The following is a 16,455-nucleotide window of genomic DNA, read 5'->3' as shown; positions in this document are numbered from 1 at the left end:
TGCCCGGTGGCGGTCCGGTCGCGCCCGCGCTGCAGGCTGTGCGTGGTGCAATGGTTCCCTGCTGACACTGCGTTGGCAGCAGCGTGCATGCGGACCATGCAGTGGCGTTACCTCTCACTTTCGGTTGCAAATTGTGGATTGCCGCGCCATCCTGCTGACACCAGGTTGTCAGCAGCAGGGCAGCACCATGGCTACTCCAGACCAACCAAAAGAGAGAGAGGAAACCGCATGCCACCCGTTTCTGAAAAGATTCCTGCCTTCCGCGTTGCCGGCATTGCCGTGCGCACCCGCAACAGTGACGAGATGAACCCCGAAACCTCCCGCATCGGAGGCCTGTGGGACCGTTTCTTCAGCGAAAGCTGGGAGCACAAGCTGCCTCGGCCCGGAGCGGACGACCGCATCTTCGGCGTCTACAGCGCCTATGAGTCCAACGAGCAGGGCGCCTTCGACGTCACGGCCGGCGTGGCCGCCCCCGAAGGCTCGGAGGTCGTGGGCGGTGCATCGACCATCGCCATCGAGGCTGGCGACTACCTGGTGTTCCACGGCCAGGGCAGCATGCCGCAGATGGTGATCGACGCCTGGGGCGAGGTGTGGCGCTACTTTGGCGAGAATCCGCAGATCCAGCGCCGCTTCACCACCGACTTCGAGGCCTATGCGGGCCCCGACCGCGTGGCCATCCACATCGGCGTCTAGGCCCGTTCCTTCTCACCCAGCATGCGCCGTGCCGACCGCCTGTTCCAGATCGTCCAGCTCATCCGGGGGCGGCGCCTGTCCACCTCCGCCTTCCTGGCCGAGCGGCTGGAGGTGTCGCAGCGCACCATCTACCGCGACGTGGCCGACCTGCAGCACCAGGGCGTGCCCATCGAGGGCGAGGCGGGCGTGGGCTACCGCCTGGGGGCGGGCTTTGACCTGCCGCCGCTGATGTTCAGCCAGGGCGAGGCGAATGCCCTGGTGGCCGCCGCGCGGCTGGCCCAGGCCTGGCTCGACGCGGGGCTGGCGCGCGAAGTGGAAGGGGCGCTGGGCAAGATCCTCTCGGTGCTGCCGCCCGAGGCGCGCGTGGCGGCCGAGGCGCAGGCGCTCTATGCCCCGTCGGTCGGCCTGGGGCCGCGTGCCCAGGCCACCTTGCAGACGCTGCGCGAGGCGGTACACAGCCGCCATGTGGTGCAGATCGACTACGCCGACGTGCAGGGCCGGCCCAGCGTGCGCCGCCTGCGGCCCCTGGGCTGCTTCTACTGGGGCAAGGTCTGGACACTGTCTGCCTGGTGCGAGCTGCGCAACGATTTCCGCGGCTTTCGCATCGACCGCATCGCGACACTCACCGTGCTGCCCGAGCAGTTCCGCCAGGAGCCCGGCAAGACCCTGGCCGACATGCTGCGCCAGATCGAGGCCGAGATGGCTTCGCGCCCCCCATCCTTGAACGACGAGACCCCCTGCGCATGACCGAGGTCACCTACTATGTGGCCTCCACCCTGGACGGCTTCATCGCCGGCCCCGGCGGCGAACTCGACTGGCTGCACCCTTTCGAGCAGGCGGGCACCGACTACGGACTGGCCGACTTCATGGCTGGCGTGGCCGCCCTGGTCATGGGGCGCACGACCTATGCCGTGGCCCGCTCCTTTGGCGACTGGCCTTATGGCGAGCGGCCGGCCTGGGTGCTCAGCCACCAGCAAGCCCCCTCGGATGGGACGCTCCCGCCCAGCGTGCGCTGGGGGGCCGCGCAGCCGCAGCAGCTCATGGCCCAGTGGGTGGAACAAGGGCTGCGGCAGGTCTGGCTGGTCGGCGGCGGCCAGTTGGCAGGGCAGTTCCTGCGCGCGGGGCTGGTGGACCACCTGATGCTGGCCACCATTCCGGTCACGCTGGGGGCGGGCCTGCCTCTGTGGGGCGTGCCGCAGGCGATGGTGCAGCAGCATTGGACGCTGCAGGCGCACCAGGCCTATCCGAATGGCGTTCTGACGCAGCACTTCAAGCGGGTGCGCAGCGCTCCTGCCGCCTGCTGATCAGGTGGCTGTGCCCGGCTGGGCCAGCGCACTGCGGTAGCGCCGGCTGCACGGCACGGTGCTGCCATCCTTCATCAACAGGCGGGCATCGCCGCTGTCCAGCGGCTCGATCTCCGCCACTGCGTCCAGGTTGACGGCATAGCTGCGGTGCACCCGCACGAAGCGCGCCGGGTCCAGTTGCGTGAGGAAGTCCGCCAGGGTGGAGCGCACCAGGTAGTCGTGCCCGTTGACGTGCAGGCCCACGTAGTTGGCTTCGGCCTGCAGCCAGGCGATGTCGGTGGCGGCAATCAAAAACTCGCGGCGCAGCTTGCGCACCAGGAAGCGTTCGGGGCGCTGCGCAGGCAGGGGTGGTGGCGGCTCCTGCGCCGCCGGCCCCGTGGCGGGCGAGGGCACCGGGGTGGCGGTGGCTTCTTCCGGCCGGTCCAGCACCCGGGCCTCGCCCTGCAGCCGCAGCAGCAGAAAGCGGTAGCCCACCAGGCTGCTGACGATGAGTGCATAGGTGCGCACGTCCTTGAGGTACTCGTAGCCCCACTGGGCCCACCAGGGACCATTCAGGCGGTACTCGGCGCCCATGGTGGAATAGGCCAGGTGCCGCAGTGCCATCATTCCCGCCAGGTGGATGCTGCAGTAGGCCACGCTGCCCACCAGGTGCCAGGGCAGGTGGCGGCGCAGCGTGTCCCAGTGCAGCGGGAAGCGCCGCTCGAAGGCCACGATGGCCGGGATCAGCAGCCCGACCACCAGCACGCTCGACAGCTCCCACAGCGCCGGCTCCCAGGCAGCCACGGGCCGGCCGGCAGAACGCAAGTCGATCAGCGTCACCACGCTGTTGAAGGCCGCCTGCACCATCAGCAGGACGGTCCAGAACGCCACCTCCGCGCGGCGGCGCAGTGGGCGGTAGCGTTCGGGCCAGGGCAGGGCGGGTCGGGACATGCCGCCAGTGTAGGCAAGGCGCACAGCACCTTGGGAAATCCGCCCCCCCGCCCCGTCCCAGCTGGCCACCGCTCGTCCCAAAAGGGGCCGTCCTGGTCCCGCGCAGGCACGCCGCTGTGCCCAAGCGCCCGAGCATGGGTGCATGACTGATGCACACGCTCCCACCCCGCGCCGCCACGACATCGACGCCCTGCGCGCCCTGGCCTTTGCCCTGGTCCTCGTCTACCACGTCGCCATGTACTACGTGGCCGACTGGCACTGGCACATCAAGAGCCCGCACGCGGCAGAGTGGCTGCAGATGCCCATGCGGGCCCTGAACCTGTGGCGCATGGACCTGGTGTTCCTGGTCTCCGGCCTGGCGCTCGGCCTGGTGCGCCGGGGGCAGACGGTGGCGGGGATGGTCCGGCGGCGCAGCGGGCGCCTGCTGCTGCCGCTGGCCTTTGGCATGGCGGTGGTCGTGCCCTACCAGCCCTATGTGCAGGGCTTGGCCAATGGCCTGATCACTCCGGGCTTCGGCGCCTTCCTGTTGCGCTACTACGGCGGGGGCCCCTGGCCGGCCGGCGCCTTCGATGGCTGGGAGGCCGGGGTCACCTGGAACCACCTGTGGTACCTGGCCTACCTGTGGGCCTACACCGTGGTGCTGGCCGTGCTGCTGCCCTGGCTGGAGTCCGCACCGGGCCAGCGGCTGCGCAGGGCGTTCACCGGCCTGCGTGGCCTGGCGCTCTTTGCCTGGCCCGTACTGCCGCTGGTGCTGTATTCGGTGCTGCTGTGGCGGCACTTTCCGCCCACCCACGACCTCATTCACGACGCCTGGCTGCATGCGGTGTACTTCACGCTCTTCCTGTATGGCTACTGGATCGGGCTCGACGCCGGTCTGTGGGCCGAGCTGGTGCGCCTGCGCTGGCGTTTTCTGGGCACGGCACTGGCATTGCTGGTGCTGTTCACGGCGCTGCGCGGTGTGGCCGTGCAGCAGGGCGGCTGGCTGGCGCGCACTGCCATGCGCGTGCTGGCCGACCTGTACCTGTGGAGCACGCTGCTGGCCATCCTGGGCTGGGCCCACCACCGGCTCAACCGGCCATGGCCCTGGCTGCGCTGGGCGCAGGAGGCGGTCTACCCCTGGTATCTGCTGCACCAGACCGCCATCATCGTGCTGGCGGTGGCACTGGCACGCTGGCAGCTCGGCCCGGTGCTGGAGCCGCTGGCCCTGCTGGCCGGCACGGTGCTGGTGTGCTGGGCCCTGACGGCGGTGGTGCGACGGGTGCGGTGGCTGCGGCCGCTGTTCGGGTTGCCGCGAGGAGCCAAGGGCGTGCGACCACGGGCGGCAGGGCCTTCGCTGGGTTCGCCGCAGATGCCGTGATGGCGCGATACTGGCCGCCTGGCCACTCCGAAATCCATGGAATCCACCCCACCGAACGTTGCCGGACTCTCAGCGCTGCGGCCCGCTACCGGGACCGATGCCCCGATGCTGGCAGCCCTGTGGCGCCGGGCCTGGGCCTCGGCCAATCCGTTGGTGGCCGAGGTGGCGCCCCTGGCGCATTGGCTGGAGCGAGTCCATGCCGAGTTCGGCCCGCCCTGCCTCACGCTGGTGGGGGTGCACGACGGAACCGCCGTGGCGTTCATGGTGCTGGACGTGGAGGCGGCCCATCTGCACCAGCTGTTCGTCGACCCCGGCGCGCAAGGGACCGGCATCGGCGCTGCCCTGGTGGCCCATGTGTGTGCGCTCTGCCCGCAGGGCTGGTCGCTGCATGTGGCCAGCACCAACCTGCGCGCGCGCCGCTTCTATGTGCGCTGCGGCCTGCAGGAGTGTGGGCATGACCGCCACCCGACCACAGGGCGTGAGCGCGTGCTGTGCCGCTGGCAGGCGTAGGACCTGGGCTTCAGGCCAGCGCTGCCTCGATGTCGCCGGCCAGCTTCTTGGGCGCATCCTGCGGCGCATAGCGGCGGATCACCTTGCCGTCCTTGCCCACGAGGAACTTGGTGAAATTCCACTTGATGGCCTTGCTGCCCAGAAGTCCCGGGGCCTCTGCGCTGAGCCATTGGTACAGCGGCGAGGCGTTGGCACCGTTGACGTCGATCTTGGCCATCATCGGAAAGCTCACGCCGTAGTTGAGCTGGCAGAAACTCGCGATCTCGTCGTTGCTGCCCGGGTCCTGGCTGCCGAACTGGTTGCAGGGAAAGCCCAGCACCACCAGCCCCTTGTCGCCGTACGCCTTGTGCAACTCTTCGAGCCCGCCGAACTGCGGTGTGAACCCGCAGGCGCTGGCCGTGTTGACGATGAGCATCACCTTGCCCTGGTACTGCGAGAGCGGCACGCTCTGGCCATTCATCTGCTGGGCTTCGAAATCGTAGATGCTGTCGGGCATGGGGGCTCCTCGGTGGCTGAAGGGCCCATGGTAGCCGCTGTACGATGTATTTGCCCGCACCGGTATCGCTGCGGCCTGTGCAAGGCGCGCGGCCCAAGCCAGTGACCGCCGCGCAAGCGCCGCCCCGCCGCGCTGGCGGTGTCCCCCTTCCCGAATTGCGCAGCAATTCGAGAGAAGGGGGAAGGCGCGTCAGCGCCTCAGGGGGATGCCTTAGTGATGTGCGTCCTGGCGCGCGATATGCAGCAGGTGCTCCACCTCTTCACGGTGGTTCACGCAGTTGCGCTGGTGCCAGCGGCGGATGATCCACATGATGGCTGCCACCACCAGGCCGAAGATGGTGATGGCGCCGAACACCGACAGGCCGAACTTGAGCGACAGGCTGTAGAACGCGCCCAGCGCCAGGATGCAGGCTTGCTCGTTGAAGTTCTGCACGGCGATGGAGCGGCCGGCGCCCATGAGGTTGTGGCCGCGGTGCTGCAGCAGCGCATTCATGGGCACGACCAGGTAGCCGCCCAGGCCGCCCAGCAGGATCAAAAAGGGAATGGCCAGCCAGATGTTCTTGATGAAGACCATCAATATCAGCAGCAGGCCCATGGCGATACCGAGCGGGATGACCCGGGTGGCCATATCCAGCCGCATGCGCATGGAGGCCACCACGGCGCCCACGGCGGTACCGATGGCCACCACGCCGGTGAGGGCCGAGGCCTGCGTGGTGTTGTAGCCCAGGGCCACGCCGGCCCAGGCCAGCACGATGAACTTGAGATTCCCGCCCGCCCCCCAGAACAGGGTGGTGGTGGCCAGCGAGATCTGGCCCAGCTTGTCGCGCCACAGGCGGTTGTTGCAGGCCCAGAAGTCGGGCAGCAGCGCCATGGTGTTGGCCAGGATGCTGCGCGAGGGGTCGGATCGCATGGGGCGCATCTCCACACCCGTGTGCGGGATGCGGGTGTTGAACCAGGCTGCCAGGATGTAGATGAAGATCAGCCCGGCGATGGCTGCTTCGGCAGGCGTGTCCACGCCGGTGTCGATCATCGGAAAGTCGAAGCTCAGCATCATGCCCGAGACGTTGTGCCCGACGAGCTGGCCGCCCAGCAGCACCCCGAGAATGATGGAGGCGATGGTGAGCCCTTCGATCCAGCCATTGGCCTTGACCAGTTGGGAGGCGGGCAGCAGTTCGGTCAGGATGCCGTACTTGGCGGGCGAGTAGGCCGCAGCGCCCAGCCCCACCACCGCATAGGCAATGAGGGGGTGTGAGCCGAACAGCATCATGAGGCAGCCCACCACCTTGATGGCATTGCTCACGAACATCACCTTGCCCTTGGGCAAGGCGTCGGCAAAAGCGCCCACGAAGGGCGCCAGCACCACGTAGAACAGCGCGAACATGGGCACCAGGGCGGCGCGCTGCCACTCGGGAGCACCTTCTGAACGGAGGAGTTCGACAGCGGCCACGAACAGCGCATTGTCGGCCAGCGAGCTGAAGAACTGCGCCGACATGATGGTGTAGAAACCGCGCTTCATCGAATGGCTGGTGCTGCATCAGTTGGACTGATGCCCTGTTAAATATGGGGAGCCTGTTGGCCGACGGATGGTTATATCACGTGGGTAAACGGTCACGGTGCCAGAATCCTGGACATCCCACCCGGTCAAACCCCATGCCACGCCCGATACAAGCCACCATCCACACCGCCGCCCTGCACCACAACCTGGAGCGCGTGCGCCGCAGCACGCCAGACGCCAAGGTCTGGGCCGTGGTCAAGTCCAATGCCTACGGCCATGGCATCGAGCGTGCCTATGAGGGCTTGCGCGGGGCCGACGGCTTTGCCCTGCTGGACCTGGCCGAGGCCGAGCGCGTGCGCCAATTGGGCTGGCGCGGCCCTATCCTGCTGCTCGAAGGCGTGTTCGAGCTGCGCGACCTGGAGCTGTGCTCGCGCCTGGGGCTCTGGCATGCCGTGCACTGCGACGAGCAGATCGACATGCTGGCCACCCACAAGACGCAGGTGCCGCACCGCGTGTTCCTGAAGATGAACTCGGGCATGAACCGCCTGGGCTTCACGCCCCAGCGCTACCGCGCTGCCTGGGCCCGGCTCAACGCGCTGCCGCAGGTGGACGAGATCTCGTTCATGACCCATTTCAGCGATGCCGACGGTCCGCGCGGCATTGCCCACCAGATGGCAGCGTTCAACACCGCCGCCGCCGATTTGCCGGGTGAGCGCACACTCTCCAACAGCGCTGCCACGCTGCGCCACAGCGCTGACGCGGCTGTGCGCGCCGACTGGGTGCGCGCCGGCATCGTGCTGTACGGCAACGCGCCCGATCACCCGGAGAATTCGGCCGGCCACTGGGGGCTGGAGCCCACCATGACGCTGTCCACCAAGCTGCTGGCCGTGCAGCAATTGCAGGCGGGCGACACCGTGGGCTATGGTTCGAGCTTCACCGCCGAGGGGCCGCTGACCATCGGCGTGGCCGCCTGCGGCTATGGCGATGGCTACCCACGGCACTGCCCCACCGGTACGCCGGTGCTGGTCAACGGTGTGCGCACGCGCATCGTGGGCCGGGTGAGCATGGACATGGTCACCGTGGACCTGACGCCGCTGCTGCAGTCGGGCATGGCGCTGGGCACGGATGTCGGTTTTGGCAGCGAGGTCACGCTCTGGGGCCGCGCCAGCAACGGCGCCGTGCTGACCATCGATGAAGTGGCCCAGCCGGCGGGGACCGTGTCTTGGGAGCTCATGTGCGCGCTGGCGCAGCGCGTGCCCGTCGCCGTGGAATGAGGATTTCTTCACGGTGTGCCCCGCAGGCAATTCCGTGAAACACGGCTGGATCGGGTACGCTGCGCGCCTGACCATCCGCTCTGACAGGAGTGCCATCCATGGCCGACAACAAGCGCAGCAGTTCCCGTAAAAAGACCTCGAACTGGCGCTCCGTGCGCATGCAGCCCCAGCACCAGCTGGCGGACAGCCTGCAGCAGCGCTACAGCCTGCGCCTGCACGGCTTTCTGATCGGCGGCTTCACGCTTCTCATCATGTGGTGTGCCTCGCATGTGCAGATGCTGCTGGGCATGGAGACGCTGGCGCTGCGTTACCTGGTCACCCTCTCGGTCGGCTATGTGGGCTACCTGCTGGTGCTGCGCATGTGGGCCGCCCGTTTGATAGATGAGGACGGCGATTCTGGCAGCGGCGCGGGCGATGCGGCCGAGGCCGCGACGGATGTGGCGGACATGGCGATCGATGCCGTGACCTGGCGCGGTGGTGGCGGGCCGCGCATGCCCATGCCCCGATCCGGTGGAAGCGGCGTGCACACCGGCAGTGGCTCAGGCGACTTCGGCTCTGGGCTCTCGGACGCGGGCTCCGGCCTGGGCGACCTGGCCAGCGGTGCAGCCGATGCGGTGTCGGGCGCTGACGAAGGCGCGGTGGTGGTCATCCCCATCGTCGCCATCTTCCTGATCGGGGCCGCCATCGTCTTCGGCGCGGGCGCCCTGGCCATGCTGTTCTTCGGCTGGGACGTACTGCTCACCGTGGCGGTGGAGCTGGCCTTTTCCGTGGTGACGGCACGCGCCGCCATGGGCGTGGAACGCGAGGGCTGGCTCAGCGCCGCCGTGCGCCTGACCTGGAAACCCATGCTTGGCGCCGTGGTGTGCGCCGTGGCGCTGGGCGCCACCATCGACCATTTCCTGCCCCATGTGAATTCGCTGCCCGAGGCGGTGCGGGCCATACAGTCCGGCATGAAGGCACGCTGAACCCTGCGCTGGTCGGGCGCATGCTCAACCACACCAGTACAGGTTCGGGCCGTCCACCTGGCATCATTCCGGCCACCCCAAAAAAAAGCGGGAGGCGCCTTGGGCGCCCCCCACTTTGAGCGGCTGGACTGGGTCTTTGCTGTTGTGCTCAGCGTGCCGTCACAGCAAAGCCCTGTACCAGGCCACCGGTGTAGCGTACGAATAGCTTGCTGCCTTCAAACCACCAGTTGCTGTCGGCAGGCCCCGTGCCCGCAGGCAGCAGAGCCAGGTCGGGCACCAGCTGAAAGCGCTGGCCGGCCACGATCAGCTCGGTCTGCAGGTCGAGGCCGGTGCGCAGGACGGTGGCCGTGCCCAGGAGCGATTGCAGCAGGCTGGTGAGGCCCTCGTAGTCGGCCACGTCGCCCTGCAGCGCCTGGCTCACGCCATTCGCATCCGTGAAGACCATGCCGGTCGTGCTGCTGAAGACAAAGCCCGGGGCATTGCCCGTGCGGCCCATCGGCAACCATTGCGCGCGCAGGTGGAAGACGGTGCTGCCCAGGGAGACGCGCAGGGCCCCATTGGGCTGCAGTACCGTCGTGGCGCCCAGGGCCGTGAGGGCCTGGCCCATGGAGGGCAGGGACTGCAGGGCCGGTCCGAAGCGGGTCACCAGGCCTGCCGTGGCGACCTCGATGCTGCCATCGTCCGCCACACTGGCGCCATCGGCGCGGCCGGGCACCACGCGCACTTCCAGCGGCACCACGGGGAAGCTCACGCCGCCCAGGGTCCAGGTGACGCTGCCATCCGCAGCCTGCGCCGCGCTGGTGATGCCAACGGTGCGCAGGCCGTTGTTGACCAGGGTTTCCAACGGCGTGCTGCCGCCCGTGCGGGTGGGCACGCCCGCAAGGCGCACGAAGCCCACGTTGGCGTTGATGCCCGCAGGCAGGTCACTGCGCTGCACGGGGTCGCCCAGGCCGGTGCCGGCCACGGTGCCCAGGCGCACGCTCTGTACCTTGCCCGCGCCATCGAGCCGAGCCACTTCGCCGCTGTACACCGTCACGGCGGCAGCCCCATTGGCAGCCGGTGGCAGTGCCACCCGGCCTGTGCGCACGAACACGCTCCACGACTGCGGCGTGCCAGCGGCAGCGCGCGGGGTGGTGATGAGCGTGACCGACACCACGCCATCGCCCAGTGCAGTCAGTGGCAGGTTGCCCGTGGTGGTGGACAGCAGGGCCACCACCGTGCCCTGGCTCACCGTACCGCTGAGCGTGACTTGGGAGTCACCCGAGGTCGACGGGTTGAGCACCAGCGCCACCTGGGGCTGGCCATTGGCGCCGATCAGCGTGACCACGCTGAGCACCGTGGCCGTGTCGGGCTGGGGCTGGATGCTGAAGGTCTGGCCGCCGATCACCAGGGTCACCGGCGCCGGGGTACCGCCACTGCCTGCGGGGGGCAGGGTGATGGTGGATCCGCCCGATTGGGGGTTGAGCGTGATCGTGCTGCCTGGGGATGCCGTGACCTGCACATTGCCGCCGACGATGACCGGCGCGCCTGGCGTCACTGCCACGCTGCCTTGCGTCACCACCGTGGGTGGAGTCGAGCCACCACCACTGGGCACCTGGGCCGTGTAGGTCAGCACGGGGCTGCTGGCGCTCTCGTTGCCTGCAGCGTCCGTGGCCTTGAGTGTGAAGTTGTGCACCACGAAGGTCAGGCCGGATACCGTGACCGAGAAGTTGCCGCCCGTTGCCGTGCCGCTGCCCAGCAGGGTCGCGCCTTCGTACACATCCACCCGGCTGCCGGCTTCTGCCGTGCCGCTGATGACCACCGAGCTGCCTTCGGCCGATGCGTTATTGGCTGGTGTGGTCACTGCCGGGGCTGCCGGAGCGCTGGTGTCGTACTTGACCCCCGTGATCGATGCGGTGACTGCGGGGTTGCTGGCCGCATCGGTCGCGTCGAATGCGAAGGTGTAGATCGCACCATCGACCAGACCCAGGGGAGCCGTGCAGCCATTGGCGTCGGCGGTCAGCGCCACACCATGGGCGCCCGCATTGAGGGCGGTGCCCTGCAGGTTGCAGGTGTGGGGGGAGGCGCCGTCGGCCGTGCCGCCCGTCTGGGTGGCGGTGATGAGCGCGCTGGCCACAGCCTTGCTGAGCGTGAAGCCCAGCGTGGAATTGGCCTTGATGGCTGCGTTGTTCGCCGGGGTCGTCGCACTGAACGCCGGGGCGTTGGTATCGCGCGTCAGGGGCAGCACCAGTTCCGCGCTCACATTGCCTGCAGCATCGCGCAGCGTGATCCGGAAGGTGGCTTGCTGGCCATTGGCGATGCCGCTGGTGTCGATGGTGATGCTGGCCGTGCCGCCCGCGATAACCTGGTTCGTGTTGGTGTTGCCGACCCAGACCTGAAGCCCGTTTTCGGCGCTCTGGACGGTCAGCGCGGTGGCGTTGCCGATGGCGTAGGTGGGCGTCGTGGCCAGGGTCGGGGCCGTTGGCACACTGGAGTCCACCAGTACGTTGGCGGTGGCAGCAGCAGAGACGTTGCCCGCATTGTCCTTGACAAAGCCGTACAGCGTCTTGGTGCCATCCGACGCAAACTGGTAGCTCGTGGGCACTGCGCCCCAGGTGCAGCCGGCCGACACATTGCTCTCCTGCAGGCAGTAACCTGCCGCGGCGATGCCCGATCCTGTATCACTGCCAGTGAAGGCACCGGCTGCCACGGTGATCGTGCGGCTGGTGGAGGTGGCGGCCAGGGTCAGGGTGGCCGTGGGGAGCGTGGTGTCATAGGTGACCCCAGTGACCTGGGTGGCCGCCGATGCGTTGCCCGCCTTGTCCGTGCCGCTGAAGGCGATGTTGTAAATGGCGTTGCTGACCAGGTTCAGCGCCGTGGCGCAGCCGTTGGCATTGGCGGCATAGGCGATCTGGTGGGTGCCCGAAACCAGCGCAGTGCCTTGAAGTGTGCAGGTATGCGGTGTCGGGTCGGCGGCGCCGCCAGTGCGCGTGAACACGATGGTGGCGCCGGCCACCACGTCTTCGCTCAGCGTGTAGCCGATCGTGCTGCTGGCACCCAGGAAGCCACTATCGGCCGGCAGGATGTTGGAGAACACCGGCGGCGTTCCGTCGCGCGTGATCGTGAGCGTGCCGGTGACCAAGGTGGCCCCACCGCCCGCGGTCTTGGTTTCGACAAGGAAATTCTTGTTTCCATCCGGGGCCGGAGTATCGAGCGTGACGGTCAGCTTGCCGCTGGCATTGATGGTGCCCTTGTTGGCACTGTCCACCCACACCTCGGCATTTTGCGGGCCGCTCACCGTGACCTGCTTGGTGTCCTGGTTCGTAGAGCTATTGATGACCTGGGCCACGCCTGCAGAAGTGCCGGCCAGGTAGTTGCTGTCGCCGGGATACTGGGCCGTGATGGTGTGCACACCCACGACCAGGGTGGCCGGGCTGCAGCTCGCAGCGCCATTGGTCAAGGCGATATTGGAGCAACCGGCAATGGCATCCACGCCGGACAGCAGGCTCACCGTGCCCGTGGGGGTGGTGCCGCCGGTCAGTGTCACCGACAGGGTGGCAGCGCTGCCCACGGTGACCGGTGTGGTAGGTTGGACCGTGATGGTCGGAGGGCTCTCTGGATAGGCTTGTCCTTGCGACACGCTGCCCGTGGTGGTCAAGGTGGCGCTGCTGCCCGTGGCATTCATCACGGCCACACCCAGAGGAACGACAGAGCCCCCTGTGCTGCTACCGGTGTTGGCACCGAACTTGGAATTGAGCAGGTCGATAGTGGTTACCGCCGTGCGGTTGACCCACACCGCGCCGCCGCGGTCGGCCGTGTTGCTGTTGAAGAGGGATCCGTCCACCGTCATCGTGCCGATGTTGCGGATGGCTCCGCCTTCACCGGCTGCCGTGTTGCCGGTGAAGGTACAGGCGTTGATGGTCAGCGCGCCGCGGTTTTCGATGGCACCGCCGCTGGACTGGGCGTCGTTGTTGCGGAAGGCGCAGTTGCTCAGGTTGGCGGTGGAGCCTGTGGGGATGAACAGCCCGCCCGCATTGCTCATGGTGCTGCTGGCCAGCGCCTTGCCGCTTTGTACGGTGAGCCCGGTCAGGGCCAGTGTCACGCTGCTGCCGATAGGAATGTCCAGCACGCGAACTTGGCCGCCACCTGAAATGCTCGTGGAGGCCGCGCCGTTGCCCGTGATGGTGAGGTTGCGCTGAATGACCAGAGGGCCATTGCCCGCGGTCAGTACGATTGTCTGGGCCGCTGCATTGAAGCGAATTTCGTTGCCGCTGGCATCCCCCCGAGTGCACTCCGCTGCTCCCTGGTTGGCCGCGTTGGCGTTGGAAAGGGCCCTGCGCAGGGTGCATCCCGTGTTGCCATCCCCCAGCGTATCCACCGTGATGGTGGCAGCCATGGCATGGCCGCTGGCCCCCAGGGCCAGAACCAGCATGCCCAGCCCGGACCACCAGGTCGGCTTCAGGGTTTGGATCCATCGTTGCATGAAATCTGCTCCTCGGTCGGCCCTTAGGCCTTGCAGCGCCAGGGCGCCTAGTGGGTTCTTGTGTGGATCAGTTGCGGGACGGAAAAATGCCCTGCAGCGCAATCACGAAATTCATCACCAGAAACGGGGGGCGGTTTTCGTGGGGCTGTGAACCGCCAGCGGGCGTTACTGTGGAAACGTTGGTCGAGATGACCGCGTCTGCAGGTGCCGTGAACGGAGCATCCACATTGGATGCTGCGATGAACCCACTGCTGGGGCTGGCCTGGTCACCGACCGCGGTCGAGACATTGACTGAATGACTATGCTGAGGCATTTCAGGGCTGAGCAGCGTATGAAATTCTGTGCCACCAGCCTCTCCTTGGGCATACCCTGCTCCCTCCTGAATGGGGCGGCGCCCACGAAGGTTTGGCAGCGCGAATGTGGTCACGCCGTCGCCGCCATACGTTGTGCCAAGCAGAGAGAAGAGTGCCTGGTTCTGATTGATCGGCAGTATCTGTCCATTGCACATCGCCCAGCCCTTCGGTGCAAAATTGAAGCTGCATAGGCGGATTTCACCCATGAATGGTTGAGCCATGTATTTGGTCTCCGTCGTGGAAGGTTGTCGTCAGTTGCGTGCAGGGAATATGCCTGCAACAGCGATATGAAAGCCCAGCGCCAAATATGGAGGCATGTTGTTGTGGGGTAAGTTGCCACCAGCAGATGACACAGCATCGCTTGCCAGCGTGGCAGCATTGGTCGCTGTGGCTGCGTAAAGGTTCGACCGGATGGAAGATTGCGCCAAGCGACTTGAAGCGGTGCCCGGATCGCTGGTGTTGCCCGTGCTCTCCACCGCACCCAGGGTGTGGTTGTGTGACGGCATTTCCGTCGGCTGCAAGGTTACAGCCGCGCTGCCACCCGTCTCGCCCAGAACCACAGGGGTCAGGCCTGACCCTGAGCCCGCATGAATGGGTTCTCTGCCATTGAGATTGGGAAGGGCAAACGTGGTTGTTCCATTGCCTCCGTAGGTCGTGCCTAGCAATGAGAACAAAGCGGTATTCGAAGAAATAGCAATAAGCTGCCCATTGCAGGGCATCCAGTTTCTGGGAGCGAAATTGAAGGCAAAGATGCGAACTTCACCGAGAAAGTTGTCGGCCATGGCTACTCCTGCCTTAGTTCTGACTGGGGAAAATCCCGACCAGCGAGATGATGAAATGAAGTGCTAAGTAGGGGGATCGGTTCTCATGCGGCTGGCTACTACCCGTTAAGGCGACCGATGCCGGATGCAAAGTAGATGTCGGCGTGTCGGTCGAGTAACGGTAGTCACGTGCTGGCGTCATGCCCAGCCTGGCTCCTGTCGGCGAGGCCTGGGAGCCAGTACCATAGAGGAGACCATGGTTATGTGTCGGAATCTGGTTGGTGGTGAGTGTGACCGTTTCGGCCCCCGCCTTCTGCCCTAGCACGTACGTGCTGCCGCCGGGAAGGGTTCCCTGATGCACTGGAGCCCGCCCCTGCAAATCGGGCAGTGCAAAGGTGTTCACGCCATCGCCACCGTAGGTGGTTCCAATGAGCATAAACAGTACGTCATTTTCAGAAATGGGCAGCAACTGCCCATTGCAAAAAGCCCAATTTCGCGGAGCAAAGTTGCCCCCAAACATGCGTATTTCGCCAACATAAGGGTCTGACATCGTCAATCGCTTTCAGTGGAATTCTTGGTCTTCATTACGCTGTGAGGTAGGTGCCGGCGATGCGGCTGCCCAGGATTTCACACAGCCCCTGGCAACTGCCGGCACGCACGGATGGCAGCGCCACTACCGAGCTGGCCTGATCCAGGTGAAGGCCCTGCAGATAGGCTGGCGCCATCATTTCACCGGTACCCGCATCCAGGCGCACTTCTCCACGGGGTGTCTGCAGCACCGCCGCTGCCATGGCCTGGGCCAGCGGCAGGCCACGTGCACCGGATGCCGCAGCGGCGGCGTGCACGCGCTGCGCCATTTCATGGCCCAGCAGATGAAACGGGGTGGGGTTGCCGGCGCTCGATGAAGCAGCCATGCCGGCATCGCCCGCTTCCTGCTGCCAGGACCGCGTAGCCCAGATGCGCGCGCCCTGGGCGGGCCGCTGTGCCAGGGCGGCGGTTGCCATGGCTTCGCCCAACATGCCGCCAGCCACCAGGGGCACCTGTCGGGCTGCTTCCGAGCGGGACCAGAACCGCTGGAATGCTTCGGCCCGCATGCCGGAGTCCAGCGCATAGACCAGGTCCGGCCGCGTCTGGCGCACTAATTGGGCGAGGGCATCCAGTTGGCTGGTTCCATCGGGCGACCGCGTGAAGACCGTGGTTTGCACCTTGCCGCCGCCCGAGGCAAAGCCGCGCTCAAAAGCCGGCAGATGGTCGAAGCCACTGTCCGCCGGGCCCACGGCCACAATGGCGCGGGGCCCGAGGGTTTGGGCTGCCCAACGGCCAGCGGCCCAGGCCGCCTGCCAGTAGCCCAGGCTGTTGCGCAGCACCCAGGGGGACTGGGCCCCAGGCACCAGCGCATTGGCCCCTGCATCGCCCACGAGCAGGGGTACCTGGTGTTCCGCCAGCTGGGGGGCCCATTGCATGGCCTCGTTGGCGCAGACAAAACCGGCGAGCACGTCCATCTGTCCGGCGGACAGCATCTGTTGCATGGCCCGCTCCGCCTGTTGGGGGTGGCTGCCATACACTACCGGGGTGAAATGCACAGGCGTGCCGCTGTTCGCCTGCGCGGCGAAGGACTGTGCGCCTGCCAGGAGCTGTGCTCCCATCAGCGGGTATGCCCTTGCGTCCGGCAATAGCAGCCCCACGCGCAGTGCGCGGCCGCTCGTGAGCTTTGATGGGGCGGCGCTGGCCAGGCCGGTGCAGCCCAGTGCGATTGCGGTCGCCACCATACCGGTCTGTGCGACAAAACGGCGACGGCTTTCCGATTCCAGCGGGGGGCGGGCCAAGGGCGCGGTGTCTTCGAATTCCATGGGTCT

Annotated in this window: 14 protein-coding genes and 1 pseudogene; 7 read left to right on the top strand and 8 right to left on the bottom strand. The window is 66.9% G+C overall.

Going from position 1 to position 16,455, the window contains the following annotated elements; genetic code table 11:
* Positions 1-228 precede the first annotated feature (228 nt).
* The 3 genes from ACSQ9E_RS27725 to ACSQ9E_RS27715 are packed head-to-tail and all read left to right on the top strand — an operon-like array spanning position 229 to position 1,997.
* Positions 229-693, top strand: coding sequence for a GyrI-like domain-containing protein (locus ACSQ9E_RS27725; protein WP_436219711.1), 465 nt, complete (start codon positions 229-231; stop codon positions 691-693).
* 21 nt (positions 694-714) lie between these two features.
* Positions 715-1,440: a helix-turn-helix transcriptional regulator gene (locus ACSQ9E_RS27720; protein WP_436219710.1), complete on the top strand. Its 726-nt coding sequence runs from the start codon at positions 715-717 to the stop codon at positions 1,438-1,440.
* The gene (locus tag ACSQ9E_RS27715) at positions 1,437-1,997 is read left to right on the top strand and encodes a dihydrofolate reductase family protein (RefSeq protein ID WP_436219709.1); all 561 of its coding nucleotides are present in this window, start codon (positions 1,437-1,439) and stop codon (positions 1,995-1,997) included. Before ACSQ9E_RS27720 ends, ACSQ9E_RS27715 begins: the two co-directional genes overlap by 4 nt.
* On the opposite strand, the gene ACSQ9E_RS27710 is transcribed toward ACSQ9E_RS27715, so the two are convergent.
* Positions 1,998-2,927 carry a LytTR family DNA-binding domain-containing protein gene (locus ACSQ9E_RS27710; protein ID WP_436219708.1) on the bottom strand — a complete coding sequence of 310 codons (930 nt, stop codon included), beginning with the start codon at positions 2,925-2,927 and terminating at the stop codon, positions 1,998-2,000.
* Between the two features lie 142 nt (positions 2,928-3,069).
* Here ACSQ9E_RS27710 and ACSQ9E_RS27705 point away from each other — a divergent pair, with 142 nt between their 5' ends.
* Both ACSQ9E_RS27705 and ACSQ9E_RS27700 read left to right on the top strand, forming a co-directional pair.
* Positions 3,070-4,284: an acyltransferase family protein gene (locus ACSQ9E_RS27705; protein ID WP_436219707.1), complete on the top strand. Its 1,215-nt coding sequence runs from the start codon at positions 3,070-3,072 to the stop codon at positions 4,282-4,284.
* Positions 4,285-4,320: 36 nt separating this feature from the next.
* Positions 4,321-4,794, top strand: a complete 474-nt coding sequence (locus ACSQ9E_RS27700; protein WP_436219706.1) for a GNAT family N-acetyltransferase — start codon at positions 4,321-4,323, stop codon at positions 4,792-4,794.
* Positions 4,795-4,804: 10 nt separating this feature from the next.
* On the opposite strand, the gene ACSQ9E_RS27695 is transcribed toward ACSQ9E_RS27700, so the two are convergent.
* A complete protein-coding gene (locus ACSQ9E_RS27695; protein WP_057202683.1) occupies positions 4,805-5,290 on the bottom strand; it encodes a glutathione peroxidase in 486 nt (161 codons plus the stop codon).
* Between the two features lie 210 nt (positions 5,291-5,500).
* Positions 5,501-6,805 carry a lysophospholipid transporter LplT gene (gene lplT, locus ACSQ9E_RS27690; protein WP_057202682.1) on the bottom strand — a complete coding sequence of 435 codons (1,305 nt, stop codon included), beginning with the start codon at positions 6,803-6,805 and terminating at the stop codon, positions 5,501-5,503.
* 134 nt (positions 6,806-6,939) lie between these two features.
* On the opposite strand from lplT, the gene alr reads away from it, so the two are divergent.
* Both alr and ACSQ9E_RS27680 read left to right on the top strand, forming a co-directional pair.
* Positions 6,940-8,058 (top strand): alanine racemase, encoded by a 1,119-nt coding sequence (gene alr, locus ACSQ9E_RS27685; protein WP_436219705.1) that lies wholly within the window; start codon positions 6,940-6,942, stop codon positions 8,056-8,058.
* Between the two features lie 98 nt (positions 8,059-8,156).
* Complete coding sequence (locus tag ACSQ9E_RS27680; RefSeq protein ID WP_436219704.1) at positions 8,157-9,023, top strand: hypothetical protein; 867 nt, start codon at positions 8,157-8,159, stop codon at positions 9,021-9,023.
* A 1,627-nt stretch (positions 9,024-10,650) separates the two neighbouring features.
* Here ACSQ9E_RS27680 and ACSQ9E_RS27675 read toward each other — a convergent pair.
* The 5 genes and pseudogenes from ACSQ9E_RS27675 to ACSQ9E_RS27655 form a co-directional block, all read right to left on the bottom strand.
* Positions 10,651-12,687 (bottom strand): annotated as a pseudogene (locus tag ACSQ9E_RS27675) (beta strand repeat-containing protein); the annotation flags it as partial.
* An 865-nt stretch (positions 12,688-13,552) separates the two neighbouring features.
* Positions 13,553-14,059: a phage tail protein gene (locus ACSQ9E_RS27670; protein ID WP_428002812.1), complete on the bottom strand. Its 507-nt coding sequence runs from the start codon at positions 14,057-14,059 to the stop codon at positions 13,553-13,555.
* A gap of 30 nt (positions 14,060-14,089) precedes the next feature.
* Positions 14,090-14,620, bottom strand: a complete 531-nt coding sequence (locus ACSQ9E_RS27665; RefSeq protein WP_428002811.1) for a phage tail protein — start codon at positions 14,618-14,620, stop codon at positions 14,090-14,092.
* 13 nt (positions 14,621-14,633) lie between these two features.
* Entirely contained in the window at positions 14,634-15,149 is a 516-nt protein-coding gene (locus tag ACSQ9E_RS27660) for a phage tail protein (protein WP_436219703.1), read from the bottom strand.
* Positions 15,150-15,183: 34 nt separating this feature from the next.
* Positions 15,184-16,449 (bottom strand): ABC transporter substrate-binding protein, encoded by a 1,266-nt coding sequence (locus ACSQ9E_RS27655; RefSeq protein ID WP_436219702.1) that lies wholly within the window; start codon positions 16,447-16,449, stop codon positions 15,184-15,186.
* Between the last annotated feature and the right edge of the window lie 6 nt (positions 16,450-16,455).

The organism is Acidovorax sp. LjRoot118, assembly GCF_964253575.1.
In the GTDB taxonomy this organism is placed as follows: domain Bacteria; phylum Pseudomonadota; class Gammaproteobacteria; order Burkholderiales; family Burkholderiaceae_C; genus Acidovorax.
Note: the sequence above shows the minus strand (reverse complement) of the source record. Positions and strands in the feature narration are given on the sequence as shown.